The following is a 16,952-nucleotide window of genomic DNA, read 5'->3' on the forward strand; positions in this document are numbered from 1 at the left end:
TATGAAAAACCTTTAGTTAAGTTTGATCGTATACTTGAAACGTATCTTGCGTTTACTCCAAGGGGCTTTGAATCATTCCAGAGAGCGATGCCGCTTTGGGTAAATCATAAGTTGGATATGCCTAAAGCAATATTAGATGAACTTGGCGCTGAATTCAGTGGACAACTCTGCTTCACGGATCATCATGAGTCTCATGCTGCCAGTGCATTCTTTCCTTCTCCGTTTGAAGAAGCAGCCATTCTTACGCTAGATGCGGTGGGTGAATGGAGCACGAGTTCGGTCGGTGTAGGACGTGGCAATCAAATTGCCGTCACTCACGAAATGCGTTTTCCTCACTCTTTAGGGATGCTATACACGGCGTTCACATATTATACTGGGTTCAAGGTGAATTCTGGTGAATACAAGCTTATGGGGCTTGCACCATATGGCCAGCCCAAGTATGTGGATGCGATCTTGGAGAAGATTGCAGACATTCGAGAAGACGGCTCTCTTTGGCTGGACATGTCGTATTTCAATTATTGCCAAGGGTTGACCATGACTTCTGAGAAGTTCCATAAACTTTTCGGGGGACCGCCTCGAAGTCCCGAGAGCCTTATCACTCAGAAGGATATGGATTTAGCAGCTTCTATTCAGGGCGTATGTGAAGAAGTTATGCTGCGTGCGGCCAGATATGCGCATAAGCTAACTGGAATAAAGACTCTGGTTATGGCTGGCGGCGTAGCCCTCAACTGTGTGGCCAATGGTAGGGTGCTGCGTGAAGGGCCCTTTGAGAATATATGGACACAGCCTGCTGCCGGGGATGCAGGAGGGGCTCTCGGCTCGGCATTACTGGTTTGGCATCAAATGCTTGGCAAACCACGCCAAGCCCATCCGCAAGACAGTCAGAATGGATCCTTATTGGGACCAGCCTTCAGCAATGATGAGATTGGCTTGTTCCTTGACTCGGTTGGTGCCAGCCATGAGTATATCGATGATGAAAGTATACTGGTTGATCGTGTGGCTCATTTGTTGGACGAGGAAAAGATTGTAGGCTGGTTTCAGGGACGAATGGAATACGGTCCTCGGGCTCTTGGTTGCCGCAGTATAATAGGAGACGCCCGTTCTACCACTATGCAACAGATGATGAATCTCAAAGTCAAGTTCCGTGAATCGTTCCGCCCCTTTGCGCCGTGTGTTCTGCGTGAATTCGTAGATGAAGTCTTTGAGATGCGCCCTAACGAGGATAGCCCCTACATGTTACTCGTAGCTGCAATTAGAGAAGATTGGCGAACGCAATTGAGTGAAGAAGATCTAAGAAAATTGCGGGATCCTGATTTAAGGATCCGTGTGTCCGTACCACGATCAAGACTACCAGCGATAACACATGTTGATTATTCGGCCAGGATTCAAACGGTTGATCCTGATCGACACGGTCGTTTCTATCGCCTGATGCGACGATTCTATGAGTTGACGGGTTGTCCAGTGATCGTAAACACAAGTTTCAACATACGGGGAGAACCTATAGTTTGTACTCCCGAAGATGCCTATCGTTGCTTTATGGCAACAGATATTGATTGTTTGGTACTTGAAAACTATTTACTAATGAAAAACTATCAACCTTCAAGCTTATTGCAGGACGCAGAAGCTTATAGAGCACAATACTCTCTAGATTAATGTCTATTATAATCCTACCATCACGACCCCGCCCCGCATGGCTCATGGGTTTTTGGTTAGGCTTGACCCTTGCCGGAGGATTACTGATCGGTTCTCTCTTGGCACTGCTAGTAAGTCCCATATTGTCTGGTGTAACTGTAATCCTGGCCCTGATGTTTACCTTGCTTGGCTTCCTCCAACGACAAGTAGCATCCATAGTGTACGAAGCATGGAACAGAGTTGCTCGGCGGTTTACTAGGGTGGCAAGGATAGTTCTTATGGGCATATGTTTCTACATTATTTTTGTAGCGGTGGGGCGTACGGGATCATCGCTAGGGCTAGCTCGTCCGACTAGCGGGAGATCTATGTGGGTTCCTCGGAAAACACTTCAACCTATCGGGTATCCCCACCAATATAATGTGTCAAGGAAAGAGTTACCTCAGAGGGGGTGGATCCCTACTTTTCTCTCATGGGCTGCACAATCGGGCAACTTTTGGGCGTTTTGCTTATTACCCTTTTTGATTCTACTGAGGTTTCTTGAGACTGAAGAGGAAAGCAATTTCCCCAATAATATCTATTCGCTATTCTAGGAGTTTAGATTGGCTAGTATTCGCCTTATAATAGCGGGAATTGTCTCGCTGTTTGGAATGATTTTAGCAGTTCCTATTATTTTTCTTGGACTGCCTTTTTGGGGCATTGCATCTCTCACAAGGGTATTTTCTCGACTGTTTGAACGACCGTATTTATCCTGGAAACAGCTCATTGAATTCACGCCAACTATTGGTTGGAAGCCAAAACCTAACCTCAATGCATTCTATCTCACTGCTGTCGAGGATGGAATATTTAGCGTTATAACAGATTCGGAGGGGTGGCCAGGTAAAGCAACGCTTGGCGAAAGCGAAGTTGTAGTTTTCGGGGACTCTTTTGCATTTGGTTATGGAGTACATACTAAGGAGTGTTTTTTTTCGCAACCCAATGGAAATATTCGCATTAAGGCTATTGGTGCACCTGGATATAATATGGTTCAGGAAATTCTATTAATGAGCAAATTATCTTCACAACTTAAAGGCAAGCTGGTGGTTTGGTTTATTTATTTCGGCAACGATCTTTATGAAAATCTGCAGCCCAACTTTTACCGATATAGAATGCCATTTGTTCGGAAAGTCAATGGGACCGGGAATTGGGAAATTGTAACCAGTCATATAAGCCAAAATCAGTGGCCGTTAAATCCCGAGCGTAACTATTATAAAAGGCTGGCCGAAATTTGTAGTCCGACTTTTCTTGCCGACCGTGTTTACTCTGCCTGTGAGTTTTTAATACGTAAGGGTAGCGATATCTGTAAGCAATCAGGTGCACAACTGGTAGTCATGACGATACCCGACATTACCCAGATCAGTAAAGTCCGCATGGAAACCCTGGCTATGCATGCACCAATCCCGGAATGTTTCGATCCTGGTCTACCGGACAAAAAGATAAGGGAGATTTGTGACAAACTGGCTGTGCACACTCTCAGCTTTAAAGACTACCTAGGGGTGAAGGATCACAAGGACTATGATGTACATTGGAATGAGCGGGGGCATAAACGTGTAGCGGAAGTGCTTTATAATCTTCATCAAGACTATGTCTTGGGGAAGATGGTTATATAGGGATTTATGAGTATGGTTACGTTCACTCTTGTCGATGCTTAAAATTTTAGTTGTTTCGAAAGGCAGCTAACGGATTACTTGAAGGTTGGAGTATAAGCGATGTCAAATGGAAGTGCTGTTGGTAATCATCAACCATCAAGACTCGTGGCGGTTGTTGTTCCATTATCCGATAGAAAAGAATTGACAACAGAAGAAGGGATTTCATTCAGACATCTAATGCGCTTTCTTGGCAAATACGATAAATACCTAGTGGTTCCAAAGAGTCTGCAAGTAGACAATCCCGATTTCGGGATTAAGCGATTTGATGAACGATTTTTTGGTAGTCCAGCAGCTCATGCCAAATTGATGCTTTCTCCCAAATTCTATGGGGCTTTCACCGAATACAAATACATACTACTCTATCACCTTGATAGTCTAGTATTTTCAGATCAGCTTATAGACTGGTGTGAAACGGATTTAGATTACATAGGTCCACCTTGGCTCAATTGTCCAGATTCACCCTGGGTTAAGGTTCCTAGAGTTGGAAACAGCGGATTTTCCTTAATGAAGATAGAGAGTTTTCTAAAGGTTATTTACTCTCCGGGATATCGTGTCGAACCCGCCAAGTACTGGGAAGACTTTTGTGCTTCGAATCCTAGATATATTCAATATTTGAACCTCCCTAGAAAATATCTTAAGCGCCTTAAGATTTTTAATGGTATTAGATGGGAGATATTTAGGTGGCTCAAGGCTGAGCGCAACTCGGATATCTTTTGGTCTGACGAAGCTGTAAAGTACTATCCCGAGTTTAAGATCGCCTCTTTCGAGACGGGTCTTCGCTTTGCTTTTGAGGTTGCTCCAAGGCTATGTTTTGAATTAAACAATCATAAACTCCCATTTGGTTGTCACGCATGGTATAGATACGACCGGGATTTTTGGGGACCGTATCTTCTTAAGTAGATATGAGAGGCATGATGTATTTTTTGATTTTTAGAGACACAAGGTACTAGATTTATCGGGTTTTTACACAGATAAATGTATGATAGCTTAATCGCCCAATCAAAATCTGTTTCCCTACGAAAAACTTTGGTATCCCCGATTTAATCGAGCTGACTGAGTACTAGAGCGAGAAGTGGACATAGCGCAGTTGATCCTTAAAAAAACTGTGCTACTGAGCTGATGATTTCACAATAAACTCAAAAAAGAATAATTCAAACATAATGGATACTCTTGAAACGATCGACAGATGGGTAGTCATTAAAGTGCGTATCACAACGATCAAGGAGTGAGATTCTATGACTAAAAGAGCATTGATTACCGGAATTACCGGTCAGGATGGTTCTTATCTTGCAGAGTTTCTGCTCTCCAAAGGCTATGAGGTTCACGGTCTCATAAGAAGAGCAAGCACCTTTAATACACAGCGAATAGATCACATCTACATCGATCCTCATAGTCCAGTCGCTAGGCTGTTCCTACACTACGGTGACCTTACCGACTCGGGGCAGCTTACTAATTTAATCTATAATACATGTCCTGATGAGATATATAACCTCGGAGCGCAAAGCCACGTTAAGGTTAGTTTCGACATGCCTGAATACACAGGAGATACAACCGCTCTTGGTACAACCAAGATTCTTGAAGCTGTAAAGAGGAGCGGCGTTAAGTGTAAATTCTATCAAGCGAGTAGTAGTGAGATGTATGGCTCTTCACCTCCTCCACAAAGCGAAGTTAGTCCATTCAGGCCAAGAAGCCCTTACGCTGCGGCAAAAGCATATGCATTTTGGATGACTGTAAATTACAGAGAAGCTTACGGGATTTACGCTTGTAACGGTATCCTGTTTAACCATGAGTCCCCAAGAAGGGGTGAGACATTCCTCACTAGAAAAATTACAAGAGCAATAGCAAATATCCTGGCAGAGAGACTAAGGTACATCTATCTCGGTAATCTGGATCCTAGCAGGGATTGGGGGTTCTCCCCTGAATATGTTGAATGTATGTGGCTCATGCTTCAAAATGGTAAGCCGGAGGATCTCGTAATTGGTACAGGGGAGACACATTCTGTGAGGGAGTTTGTTGAAGAAGCTTTTAGTTACGTGGGCTTGGATTGGAAGGAACATGTAAAAATTGATAAAAATTACTTTAGACCTACGGAAGTTGAGGTTTTAATTGCCGACACATCCAAGGCCAGGAATGAACTCGGTTGGGAACCTAAGATAAAATTTAAAGACCTCGTAAAAATAATGGCAGACTCCGACATGAGAAACATGGGGTTAAGACCAATTGGAGAAGGCGATAAAATTCTTAAAGAGAAATTCCCGAATAGATGGTGGAAAATAGATTAGCTCGTAGCTGATAGCTAATGGCTGATGGTTCATAGTTGATAGTACATGTATATCAAGAATTCCATCAGCTAGTAACCATGAGCTAAGAACTAATAATTTTGAAATATGAGCATCGAGCTAAGAACTAAACGCATATTAGTTACAGGTGGATCTGGTTTTCTTGGTTCATTTGTGATTGAAAAGCTAAAGGAAAGGGGAGTAGATCCTTGCCATATATTTGTGCCAACAAGTAGTGAATTTGATTTAAGGAAATGGGAAAACTGCAAAACAATTACGAAGGATGTTGACATAATAATTCATCTTGCGGCAAAGGTAGGGGGGATAGGTTTTAATCGAAGCAATCCTGCAATCCTTTTTTATGACAATATGATTATGGGTGTTCAGCTCATGGAGGCGGCAAGGCAATCTGGGGTTGAGAAGTTTGTCCAAGTTGGAACTGTATGTGCCTATCCAAAATTTACACCAGTTCCCTTTAAAGAAGAGGACCTCTGGAACGGGTACCCAGAAGAGACAAATGCCCCTTATGGTATCGCAAAAAAGGCTCTTTTGGTACAAGCGCAAGCATACAGGGAACAATACTGGTTTAATGCTATATATCTTTTACCAGTCAATTTGTACGGACCTCGAGATAACTTCGACCTAGAGAGTTCGCACGTAATACCGGCCTTAATTAGAAAATGCATAGATGCAGTTGAGAAAAAAAGCGATGAAATAAAAGTCTGGGGTACGGGGAAGCCCACGAGGGAGTTTCTTTATGTAGATGACTGTGCTGAGGGGATATTACTAGCAACCGAGAGATATAACGATCCAGACCCTGTAAATCTAGGAAGTGGTAAAGAGATAAAGATAATAGAATTAGTTGAATTAATTGCTGACTTGGCAGGATTCAAGGGCAAGATTGTCTGGGATAACACCAAACCTGACGGGCAGCCGAGAAGGTGCTTGGATACCGAGAAGGCTAAAAACAAGTTTGATTTTGAGGCTAAAACATCTCTTCGTGACGGGCTCGGAAAGACAATTGAGTGGTATAAGTCGAACAAATAAATTTTATTAGAATCTAAATGTGACAAATTGAATTTTGTCCCAAAAATCCACAAATTATGAGGGACCAAAGATGCGTTTCCCAACCCTGACTGAGCTCCCGTCCCCGCCGGCGGGCAAAACCGGTTGGCCGTGGACGGAAGAAAGCCGGCCATTGCTAAACACGATGTCAGATGGTAGCCCCTGGCCACGAATAACTGTGGTGACGCCTTCTTTCAACCAGGGACAATTAATCGAGGAAACCATTCGCTCGGTACTGCTCCAGGGCTATCCCAATCTGGAGTACTTCGTGCTTGACGGCGGCAGCACAGATAACTCTATAGAGATAATCCAGAAATATGCACCTTGGCTCAGCTATTGGGCGAGTGAACCTGACTCTGGGCAAAGCGATGCAATTAATCGTGGGTTAAAGATGGGCTCTGGGCTTTTCGCCACGTGGATAAACAGCGATGATATGCTGTGCAAGGATGCGATTGTTAATCATGCATCCCGAATTGGCTTTGACCCCAATGTTGTATATGTAGGAATTTGCGTTCGCACAGACGTAGATCGCAAGATTCTCTTCAGCCGCCGCGGCAGAGTTCACTCCTTGGAAGACCTCGTTCGCATCAGAACAGTCTGGCGATCAGGTGGTCACATAGTCCAGCCGGAGGTCTTGTTTCCACTCAAACTGGCACTAGAGGTTGGCGGACTCAATGTTGACAATCACTTCACGATGGATTACGAATTGTGGGGGAAGTTTTTCCTTGCGGGAGCCAGGTTCCAGTACACAGAGATACCGTTCGGCATGTTTAGGCGATATGCCGAGCAGAAGACCCATGATGGAATGCGAACGACTCAAGCACTTATCGATAATGCTTCAAGGCTAGTGACCCTCGCTAATTGCTTTTCAGATGAAACTAAGAAAGAAATCTTAACAGACTTGAAGGCATACCAGGATGAGTACCAGAAGGCGTACCGAAAGCGTGCAGGACTATTTCGCAACTCAAGATCTAGACTGCAGAAATCGGCTAAGGGCGTCATTAAATTAATTGAGAAAGCAATTTGTTAATAGATCCTTAGTTCAGGCTACACTTAGAATGACTTCTTAACAAGATGGACCCTGCCAGATCTTCCTGAACTGCACCTTGTCACTTCTTGGGTAGAGATGAAAATTGCCGTTATGGTTGACCAGTTTTCATGCCGCGCATGAACATTGGTATTCTATCAGATCACGGGGCTCATAGACAAAGGTCATGATATAGATGTATTCATGCGAACAGGCCGGGGATTGACTCTGTGGACCGTGCAGAGTTGGCTGGTACAATTTTGGAAGGCGAACGCTTTATTTCTCTCCAAGGGGGGCACTCAAGATGCCAGCAAATAAGTTTGAACGTCCGGTTAAGGCGTTCGCCCCTATGTATGCGTGTTGGCAGAAGGGCGCGCAATGGCTTAGCATGAGCAGGAATACGGAGTAGCATGGCTTGTTGCGGAAAAGCTAAGCGCTTATCGGAATTTAGGGCGGGGAAATGCCCAACAATTGTATGTTCTTATAGATTGCTATGAATTAGGACCTTAATACTGAAAGGCTGAGGCCCTGTTTGGTCTGTCTCGCGCCGACAACAACGTCCTCACTCTGTAGCACTCTAGGCCCTATCCACACTCTTGTGGCTTTTGTTCATCTCCCACCTCCTATCGCTAATTATGATAGGGGGCGTCCACGAAATCGGGTGGGGAGTGCAGCTTTATGCCGTTACCTAATTTTTTAATTATAGGAGCTCAAAAGTCAGGAACGTCTTATTTTGCTAAGATACTGTCTCAGCATCCTGATATATTTGTTTATAAATCAGAAATCCATTTTTTTGATAAAAGTAAAAATTATAAGAAGGGGATAGCGTGGTATAAAGAGCATTTTCCCTCGTATGATAACTATAAATTCATAGGTGAAAAAACGCCAGATTATCTGTGGGCGAATGGAAATGGGGCGGAAGGTCATTTATCAAATGTCCATAAGAACTTATTTCACCATTTACCTCACGCTAAATTGATCATCCTATTACGGAACCCAGTTAGTAGAGCGATTTCAGCGGTAAATCATATTATTCGAACTGGGCGTATTTCGCCTCTACATAATATTGACCAATTATTAATTGGTAATAAGGCTCATCTGATTGAAGGGCATGGAATCATTAGTAAAGGAATGTATTATCAACAAATAAAGAGTTATCTTGAATTCTTTGACCGAAGACAACTGTTATTACTTATATATGAGGAAGATCTAATTATGAATTCAATGAGTGGATTAAAAAAGGTATGTAACTTTTTAGGCGCTGATTCAAATTTCAGTTTTACTAATTTAAAGAATCCCATCAATTACCATAATCGTTCAAGAATTAGCATGGTGGCTGACTATTATGCGCCTCAATTAAAACGTTATACAAAGTGGTTAGATAAATATTTCAGAGTCAATAAATTATACCCAAGCGATCAAACTATAAAAGAATTAAATGATATTTATACTGAACCAAATCAAATGTTTTTTGAGTTTATAGGGAGAAAGATTCAATCATGGCAATCGCATCTTTCTTCATGATTAAAAGTGTTTATTTTGAAATTTTAAGCCTAATAAGTAGGTCGATATGAAAATTGCTTTTCTCGTTCCGCTATTTCCATTACTATCTGAAACTTTTATTTTGAATCAAATTACAGGTCTAAGAGATCGAGGATATGAAGTTGATATTTATGCTTCTGGGCCTGGGAATGATCCAAAACAACATGGAGACATAGAAAAATATAATTTATTAAACTGTACTTCTTATACTGGAACTTTTGATCAAAAAATGCCCGCAAACCAACTCCTGCGGATCTTAAAAGCAATGTTCCTAGTAGTTACAAAGTTCCATAAGAGGCCGATGCCCATAATAAAATCACTAAATGTTTTCAAATTTGGTAAGCGAGCAGCTTCACTGAGATTGTTTTATGAGGCGATGTCGTTCCTGGATATGGGAATGGGTGAGTATGACATTGTACACTGCCACTTTGGTGGGAAAGGTAACTTAGGGGCCTTACTTAAGAGTGTTGATGTTATCAAAGGTAAAGTAGTCACCACTTTTTATGGTTATGATATTTCAGGTGCCGTTAAAAAACATGGAGAAGGCCTATATAACATTCTTTTTAAAGAGGGGGATGCGTTTTTTGCTATAAGCGAAAAAATGAAAAAGCAATTGATTGAAATGGGGTGCAGCAAAGAGAAAGTTTCTGTTCATCGGTTAGGCGTAGATACAGATAAAATTTGTTGTTCACCTCGCCATACGGAAGATAATGGTCAGGTGAAACTACTGACGATTGCCCGCCTGGTTGAAAAGAAAGGTGTAGAATACGGGATTCGGGCCGCAGCACAAGTACTGAAAAAATATCCACAGATAGAATACGATATTGTTGGTGATGGTCCTCTAAGGAGCGATTTGGAAAGCTTAATATACGCATTAGGTCTAGACGAGAGGATCAAACTCCTTGGTTGGAAACAACAGGAGGAAATAATCGAATTACTTAATAATGCTGACATTCTGCTGGCTCCCAGTTCGACTGCTGAAAATGGTGATCAGGAGGGAACCCCAACAGTTATAATTGAGGCATTAGCAAAAGGTTTGCCTGTGCTGAGCACGTATCACAGTGCAATACCAGAATTAGTTCAGGACACAAAATCCGGTTTTCTCGTTGCAGAGCGAGATGTTAATGGTTTATCAGAGAAATTAACGTATCTCGTCGAGCATAAACAATTGTGGTCTGAAATGGGAAAAGAGGGACATAAACATGTGGAGGACAATCATGACATCAATAAATTGAATGATCAACTTGTGAATTTATATCGTCAGTTAATGAATGGTAAACGATTTAATACATATGAATAATATGATGGAAAAGATTGTTGGAAGAGATGAAAGTTCATATTTTGATAGTATTTCATATAAAGATTGATAATAGTAGATAAAGCCGAGCTGGCAAAATCTCAACATAATAAGTTATGTAAGAGATTTTGCAGCTCAGCTAGGCTATGGAGTGACAGTTGCTTACGGAAAAAATTATTTATTGAAAAACTTGTTTGTTCCATATCTTATCCTCCTCCGTCAGAATCTTTTCGAAGAAAACATTCAATTCCTTCTCAAATCGCCACGAAGAAGATAGTCTCCCCATCGGGAGGATTCCAGAGTTTATCTTCGGCTCAAAAGTATGATCTATAGGAAAATGGCTACTACATATAACATTATCTGCTTTGGTTTTCTTCCATGGAGCAATATGTGGAAGCGGAACCAGAGTATGATGGCCGAATTAGCAAAATGCGATTTTATTAATAGGGTAATCTTCGTGAATCCGCTTGTTTCAATAAGAACATTTTTTCGTAAAAACAACAACCACAATAGCTCCTCAAGAATTATAAATACACTTTTCCCGTCAAAAGTTGCTTCTAAAATATTGGTATATGCACCAATGAATATTGTTCCCCATAGAAAATATCTAACTAAATTGAAAAGAATTGAGCATGGAATCACGTTAAAGTATATAAGGCATTTAAACGATCAAAAACCATATATACTTTTTATGAACTGCCCCAATATCATGATGCAATATCTTCTTGATGAGCTACTGAAAAGTGCAGAGTTGTCGATTTTTGACTTTTCCGATGATTTTGTTGAATTGGGCTACGGGGAACAAACGACAGAATTATTCCGACGTACCACGACGAAGTACGCAAAAGCAGCAGACATCGTTTTGACCGTGAATGACCACATAAAGAAGAAATATGGCTTTTTGAATTCCAATATACACGTAATCAGGAATGCAACTAACTATTACAATTTCAATCGTAAGGCTTACAAGACTATTGAATTTTTTGAAAAGGTGAAACAAGACAAAAAGCCTATAATAGGATATATTGGCATCGCAAACATGAGTAGAATTGACGCGGATGTGCTTGATTTTCTATTAGCGAAGAGGCCTGATTGGCAATTTGTTTTTATTGGTTCCATTCATTTAAAATTTACTGAGAGATATCTACACTATAAAAATGTCCAGCATATACCGCCTGTCGACTATGAAAGCCTTCCAGACTATATACGTTATTTTGATGTGGCCGTAGTTCCCTTTAAGATAAATGAAAACACCAAAGGAAACGATTTGCTTAAGCTCCATGATTACCTTGCTATGGGAAAGCCAGTTGTTAGCACAGACGTTGGCGGAGCCAAGGACTTGAAGGATAGTATTGTCATTGCTGACAGGCCAGTCGAGTTTTTGGAAGGAATTGAACAAGCTCTAGTGAATGACAACTACGAGCATGTGTTGAAGCGTAGAAATTTAGCTTTGCAAAATTCATGGGGGAACCGTGTTAAGGAGCTTGAGGAACTGATAAGAAATGAGCTGGATTTATAAGGGTGTGGGGAAGGTGTTGTGGTGGCGTTTTCAGAACGGCCGGTTGGCAGAGTAGACAATCTATTCAGTAGGCGAGGAGGTCCTGAGTCGCGACAATGAAATGGTAGTAGGTCTGGAAGCGTGACAGCTCTGATGAATCCTGAAGTGGGTGTGGCTATGTTCTACTGCGAGGACGAAGAACACTGAATATGAATCAAATATTTGGTTATCAGATTCTGCCTGAAGATGCTTCATCGAACCATTTCGTGTTTGATGAGACAAAGCTCGTATCACCATCCGCGAATTTCGACAGTAGACCTGGTCAAGTGCAAATTTTTGCTCAATCTAATTCGCATTTCCAATGCTGCTTTTCACAGAAATATCGGGCGTACTCTTATGTTTGGGGAATTCCCGCACACCCTGACATTTCCACATCTGATATTCCAAAATGGTGTGCAAATGCCGTTGTCGAAAGGCGCTATGGTCGTTTTAGAGAGCTTATTGGAACTTTTGTAGTCATAATAGATGAACCAGAGCAAAATCGCATAACTTTTGTGACAGATATTCTAGGGGTACGTCCGATGTTCCACGGGAAGCATAATGGCCGTATTGTTTTTGGCAGCAATGTATGGTCAATTCAGAGGGCAGGTCTCACCAAGGGTGAGATCGACTATGATGCTGTTAGTGCCTGGATTTCTTACGGCTACAATTGTACTGATGGCACTATTTTTTCTGATCTTCGTCGCTTACCACCGGGCTCAGCAGTCGTTTTGCAGGATGGCCAATTCACCCAGATCCCATACGTGGCATTTGAATCTAAATCACAAGCACCTGAAATCGAACAGGTTTCCGAAGAAGTTCATCACATTGTTTCATCTACTATCAAACCGCTGTTAGCTAACCATCCCCGTATAATTTTTTCGCTTTCGGGTGGTTATGACAGCCGGTATCTACTGGCTTTGTCTTTATCGCTTGGAAAGACATCTGTTGAATGTGCTACAGTCAGTTATACAGAGGAGGAGGGACATGTTGCCCATCAAGTGGCCGAGATACTTGGAGTCCCTCTTAAAACACATAATATTAACGGTTCAATATGGAACCTGTATGATAAGGTTTACCACTTTACTGCTGATGGTTTTCCAATTTCAAAATTTGTTACTTACTGCGTAGCGCAGCAGTACCCGGAAATACCCATGGTGAATGGATTCATGGGGGATTCTCTCATACGTGGCAGTAAAGATACTTTTCTGGGAAAGTATGAGACAGAATGGGGTTATGATTTAGCCGAGGTACTGCAACGCAAGCATTTATTTGCTAACTTTAAATTGTTTCGAAGAGAGGTCGTTGAACGGATCCAAATGCGGTCGCGTGTCCCTATGGAAAAGGCAGCTCAAAAAGGAGCTTCTATAGGAAAAGTTTTTGGCTGGGCAGACTTCTACTACAGACAACGTTTTTATATATCAAACAACTTCTTACAGCATATTGAAATTACGGAAACCTTACTTCCATTTTACAGTTGGAAGTTGCTTGCCTATAAAATGGAACATGATTATAAGTTATTCAATCGAGATATTTATCATGTGATTTTTCTGACGCATTTCCCCCAATTGGCGAAGATTCCCCATGCTTCTGATCTGCCCACAAAAAAGTACCACCATTTTGGAGTTGCCAAATGTACAAACCAGTGGTCGCGAGAACTTTTTCCTATAATATGTAATAAAGAATGGCTTTCACTATTAAGAAAAAAACTATGTATTCCCTTGGATTTGGCTGGTATTGCAGGTTTGCGACGAGCAGAGTCCTCGATTTTCCTTTTAGAAAGACTATATTTGTTGGAAAAAAGGATGAGAGATGTTGGTCTGGATTTTGATTGGGAGTGTATCTAATTGGATCAATAATACTTTGTTGATTTCTATTTTGTTTTTTCAGTAATATTAGTTAGGTATAACAATGCGATTTAACTTTCACGTTATAGAGACATTACCCCGGTTGGCTTGGTGTGCACATATCACTAAAGGAAATCCTGTGGTCAATGTTTATGGTGGACCATGGGTTGAAACCGATGGAGATTGGTTTTGCGAAGGTGCTTGGAACGGAGATTTCTCAGAAGGAAACTTACCAGATGCCACAGCATTTATGGGATCTGGTGGCAAAATAACTAATGAAGGTGTTCTATTTGCTTCACCCTCACATACCCTTGAGCGGTTACATATTATTCGTTTTGATGGCAATATCTTAGTTTCAAACTCACTTGCTTTTCTGCTTGTACGGGCTGGTGATTGGATAAATCACAATTATATGTTCTATCAATCCGAGCTTACTTCTTGCAAAGAAGGGTTGAAGAAGCTTAAGACTTGGATTCCAACTCATCAAGGCAATAAAGTTTACCTTTATTATTACTGTAATGTCTTGATCGATCTAAATTATGCGGTAAAAAAAGTTGCGAAGCCAAGCCATAAGTCATTTGTCGATTATGCTGATTATCGACGGTTTTTGCAAGATGAAATTCTCGCTTTACACCAGAATGCAACAAACTCAACTCGTAAAGTTTCATATTGTCCTCTAACAACTATTTCAACTGGGTATGACTCTCCAGTTTGCGCAGTATTAGCTATGGGAATTGGATGTGACGAATCAGTAACGTTTACGAATGCTAGACCAACATTCAAAGATAATAATGACAGTGGAAGAAAAATTGGTGAACTCATGGGATTACGCGTAATTGAATATGACAGGGAAGCCTATTTACATGAGGATAATTTCCCCGAGGCAGAATTCTTGGCGTGTGGTACGGGCGGAGTAGACGTCATTATGGCACCTCTATCTGATTTATTGCCAGGCAAGATTCTTTTTACAGGTTTCCATGGGGATAAAGTATGGGACATTAATAATAAAAAGATCAGCTCAGATATTATACGGGGGGATGCAAGTGGTACTTCCTTAGCCGAATTCAGATTGCGCTTAGGGTTTATCCATCTTCCAGTTCCCTTTTTAGGTATCGTTCAACATCCCTCAATTCACGTGATTTCAAAATCGCATGAGATGCAGCCCTGGTCGAACGCCACTTATTATAATCGTCCTATACCCCGCCGTATTATAGAGGAGTTTGGAATTCCTGGAAACCTTTTTGGACAACAGAAAAAAGCGATTACACAACAGTTTCCCGATCAATTGCTTGATCTAGTCATGTCTAAAAATTCCTATCACGATTTCATTGCGTTTTCCAAATCCAGTCCTCGTTTCAGGTGGGGTCGACGCGTTCTGTTCAAATTTATGGGGGGATTGTATTACCTGAATAGAATGGCTAGCATAATATTACATCGCATTTGCAAAAGCCTTAATATTAACTATTCAATGAAGACTATAATTCCAGATAAATTCGGGAAATCAAAACGTAATCCTCTAATCTTTAATTGGGGTATAGATAAAATTAAGGGGCGTTATATGATACCCAATACTCCAAAGAAAATCGCACTTGATAACTCAAATCCGTTGTAAAATTGTGAGCATCAATACTGCTCACTAAAAAGAATTGTTTGTCAGCTTTATTATAGGGCAAGAGATGTTGGTCTGGACTTTGATCGGGATGGTATCTAAAGAAAATCGATAAAATTTGGTACCAATTTTGTTAATTTTTAGTTTTAGTTATATAAGTGTCGGTTCATGAATTCAAACCGTGTTTTAAATTATAACTGAATTTGAAGGCAGAATTGTATAATGCAGAAAGAAAACAAATTACACTTACTCAATTTGTGCATGAAAAGCTGGAGACTGTCCAAACGCAATTATCAACGAATGCTTCGGATCGCCCAGCCCCGCCTAACTAAACCTATCTTTTTTTTACACTTTCCGAAATGCGGTGGTAGTTCGATTGCCAGTGCGATCCGGAGCTGTTATCATGCCTCAGAGGTCGCCCACCTGGACGATGCTGCGTGTGTCAAGGCTGCGGAATCCCTGGGAAGAGATCTGGATGATTATCGCAGGGATTTGCTCCTATATTATCTCTTGCAACAGAAAATTAAGTATTTGAGTGGTCATTTCGCTTACAGTGAAAGAGCTTATCAAGAATGTGGTGAGCGATGGCATTTTGTGACTGTTCTGCGTCACCCTGTAGATCGTTGGTTCTCTCACTTCTTTTACAATAAGTACAAGACAGGCGGTCATTTCAAAATCAATGAAGATATCTCAACCTTTGTAGAAACTGAACGAGCATACATGCTCGGCCGGCTTTATGTCAGGAACCTGACAGAAGGGACTGACCGACCCGATCTGCACAGTGTTGATACGAGTAAGGCGGTAGCCACCGCCATCAAATTATTGGAGAGATTCTCCTTAATTGGATGCCTGGCGCATCTCGACATCATGTGCCGCCAGTTTAAGGACCTTTTTGGTGTTAAACTGATTATACCTGTACTTAACGTCAATTCTCTGTCGAAAGAACTGCAGCAAGAACAGATCACGGATAAAATCAGAAAGAGGGTAGAGGAAATCTGTAAGCCGGATCTGGAAGTGTATAAGTATGCAATGTCAAGGATCGGTCAAGACTATTTTTAGAAATAATCTGCATTCTTACGGAACCATGTTTAACGTAATTGAAAACCCTCGAAATGGCTTATCCACCCAGGGTTAGAACTGAAAAAAATAATTGAAAGTGTTGCAAAGATTTTCGAATCCGTTGAATCACTTGCCCACAAGGTAATAGGAGGCAGCTTTTGGCCTTTTCTGTTAAGGGGTGCGGAAGGCTTCTATTCATCCCTGTCCAACGTAGGGGATTTTTCAAAAGTTTTAGTTTTAGTAAATTCAACAAATGTTGTTATTTTAATCTAGGGTATGACCAGAGATGATACTTGTTTGTGAACCAGTATGTTGGGGTGGTGAACACGTTCCGTTTAACGCTGGAATGTTAGAAATAATAAGGAAAGGCTTT

General features: G+C 41.3%; 13 protein-coding genes. All 13 read left to right on the forward strand.

Going from position 1 to position 16,952, the window contains the following annotated elements; genetic code table 11:
* Positions 1–1,653: carbamoyltransferase N-terminal domain-containing protein (locus VGA95_03995; protein HEX9665702.1), on the forward strand; the 1,653-nt coding region annotated here is incomplete at its 5' end.
* Positions 1,654–1,697: 44 nt separating this feature from the next.
* Positions 1,698–2,222 carry a hypothetical protein gene (locus VGA95_04000; GenBank protein ID HEX9665703.1) on the forward strand — a complete coding sequence of 175 codons (525 nt, stop codon included), beginning with the start codon at positions 1,698–1,700 and terminating at the stop codon, positions 2,220–2,222.
* 9 nt (positions 2,223–2,231) lie between these two features.
* Complete coding sequence (locus VGA95_04005) at positions 2,232–3,278, forward strand: SGNH/GDSL hydrolase family protein (GenBank protein HEX9665704.1); 1,047 nt, start codon at positions 2,232–2,234, stop codon at positions 3,276–3,278.
* A gap of 99 nt (positions 3,279–3,377) precedes the next feature.
* Positions 3,378–4,217 (forward strand): DUF5672 family protein, encoded by an 840-nt coding sequence (locus tag VGA95_04010; protein ID HEX9665705.1) that lies wholly within the window; start codon positions 3,378–3,380, stop codon positions 4,215–4,217.
* Between the two features lie 335 nt (positions 4,218–4,552).
* Positions 4,553–5,599: a GDP-mannose 4,6-dehydratase gene (gmd, locus tag VGA95_04015; protein HEX9665706.1), complete on the forward strand. Its 1,047-nt coding sequence runs from the start codon at positions 4,553–4,555 to the stop codon at positions 5,597–5,599.
* A gap of 105 nt (positions 5,600–5,704) precedes the next feature.
* The gene (locus VGA95_04020) at positions 5,705–6,643 is read left to right on the forward strand and encodes a GDP-L-fucose synthase (GenBank protein ID HEX9665707.1); all 939 of its coding nucleotides are present in this window, start codon (positions 5,705–5,707) and stop codon (positions 6,641–6,643) included.
* A gap of 70 nt (positions 6,644–6,713) precedes the next feature.
* Complete coding sequence (locus VGA95_04025; protein ID HEX9665708.1) at positions 6,714–7,691, forward strand: glycosyltransferase family 2 protein; 978 nt, start codon at positions 6,714–6,716, stop codon at positions 7,689–7,691.
* A gap of 675 nt (positions 7,692–8,366) precedes the next feature.
* A complete protein-coding gene (locus tag VGA95_04030) occupies positions 8,367–9,212 on the forward strand; it encodes a sulfotransferase (GenBank protein HEX9665709.1) in 846 nt (281 codons plus the stop codon).
* 46 nt (positions 9,213–9,258) lie between these two features.
* Complete coding sequence (locus VGA95_04035; GenBank protein ID HEX9665710.1) at positions 9,259–10,530, forward strand: glycosyltransferase; 1,272 nt, start codon at positions 9,259–9,261, stop codon at positions 10,528–10,530.
* Between the two features lie 334 nt (positions 10,531–10,864).
* On the forward strand, positions 10,865–12,046 hold the full coding sequence (locus tag VGA95_04040; GenBank protein HEX9665711.1) for a glycosyltransferase: 1,182 nt from the start codon (positions 10,865–10,867) through the stop codon (positions 12,044–12,046).
* A 188-nt stretch (positions 12,047–12,234) separates the two neighbouring features.
* On the forward strand, positions 12,235–13,911 hold the full coding sequence (locus VGA95_04045; protein ID HEX9665712.1) for a hypothetical protein: 1,677 nt from the start codon (positions 12,235–12,237) through the stop codon (positions 13,909–13,911).
* 64 nt (positions 13,912–13,975) lie between these two features.
* Positions 13,976–15,523, forward strand: coding sequence for a hypothetical protein (locus VGA95_04050; GenBank protein ID HEX9665713.1), 1,548 nt, complete (start codon positions 13,976–13,978; stop codon positions 15,521–15,523).
* Positions 15,524–15,742: 219 nt separating this feature from the next.
* A complete protein-coding gene (locus tag VGA95_04055) occupies positions 15,743–16,579 on the forward strand; it encodes a hypothetical protein (GenBank protein HEX9665714.1) in 837 nt (278 codons plus the stop codon).
* Positions 16,580–16,952: the final 373 nt, after the last annotated feature.

It is taken from the genome of Thermodesulfobacteriota bacterium (assembly GCA_036397855.1).
Taxonomy (GTDB): domain Bacteria; phylum Desulfobacterota_D; class UBA1144; order Nemesobacterales; family CSP1-2; genus DASWID01.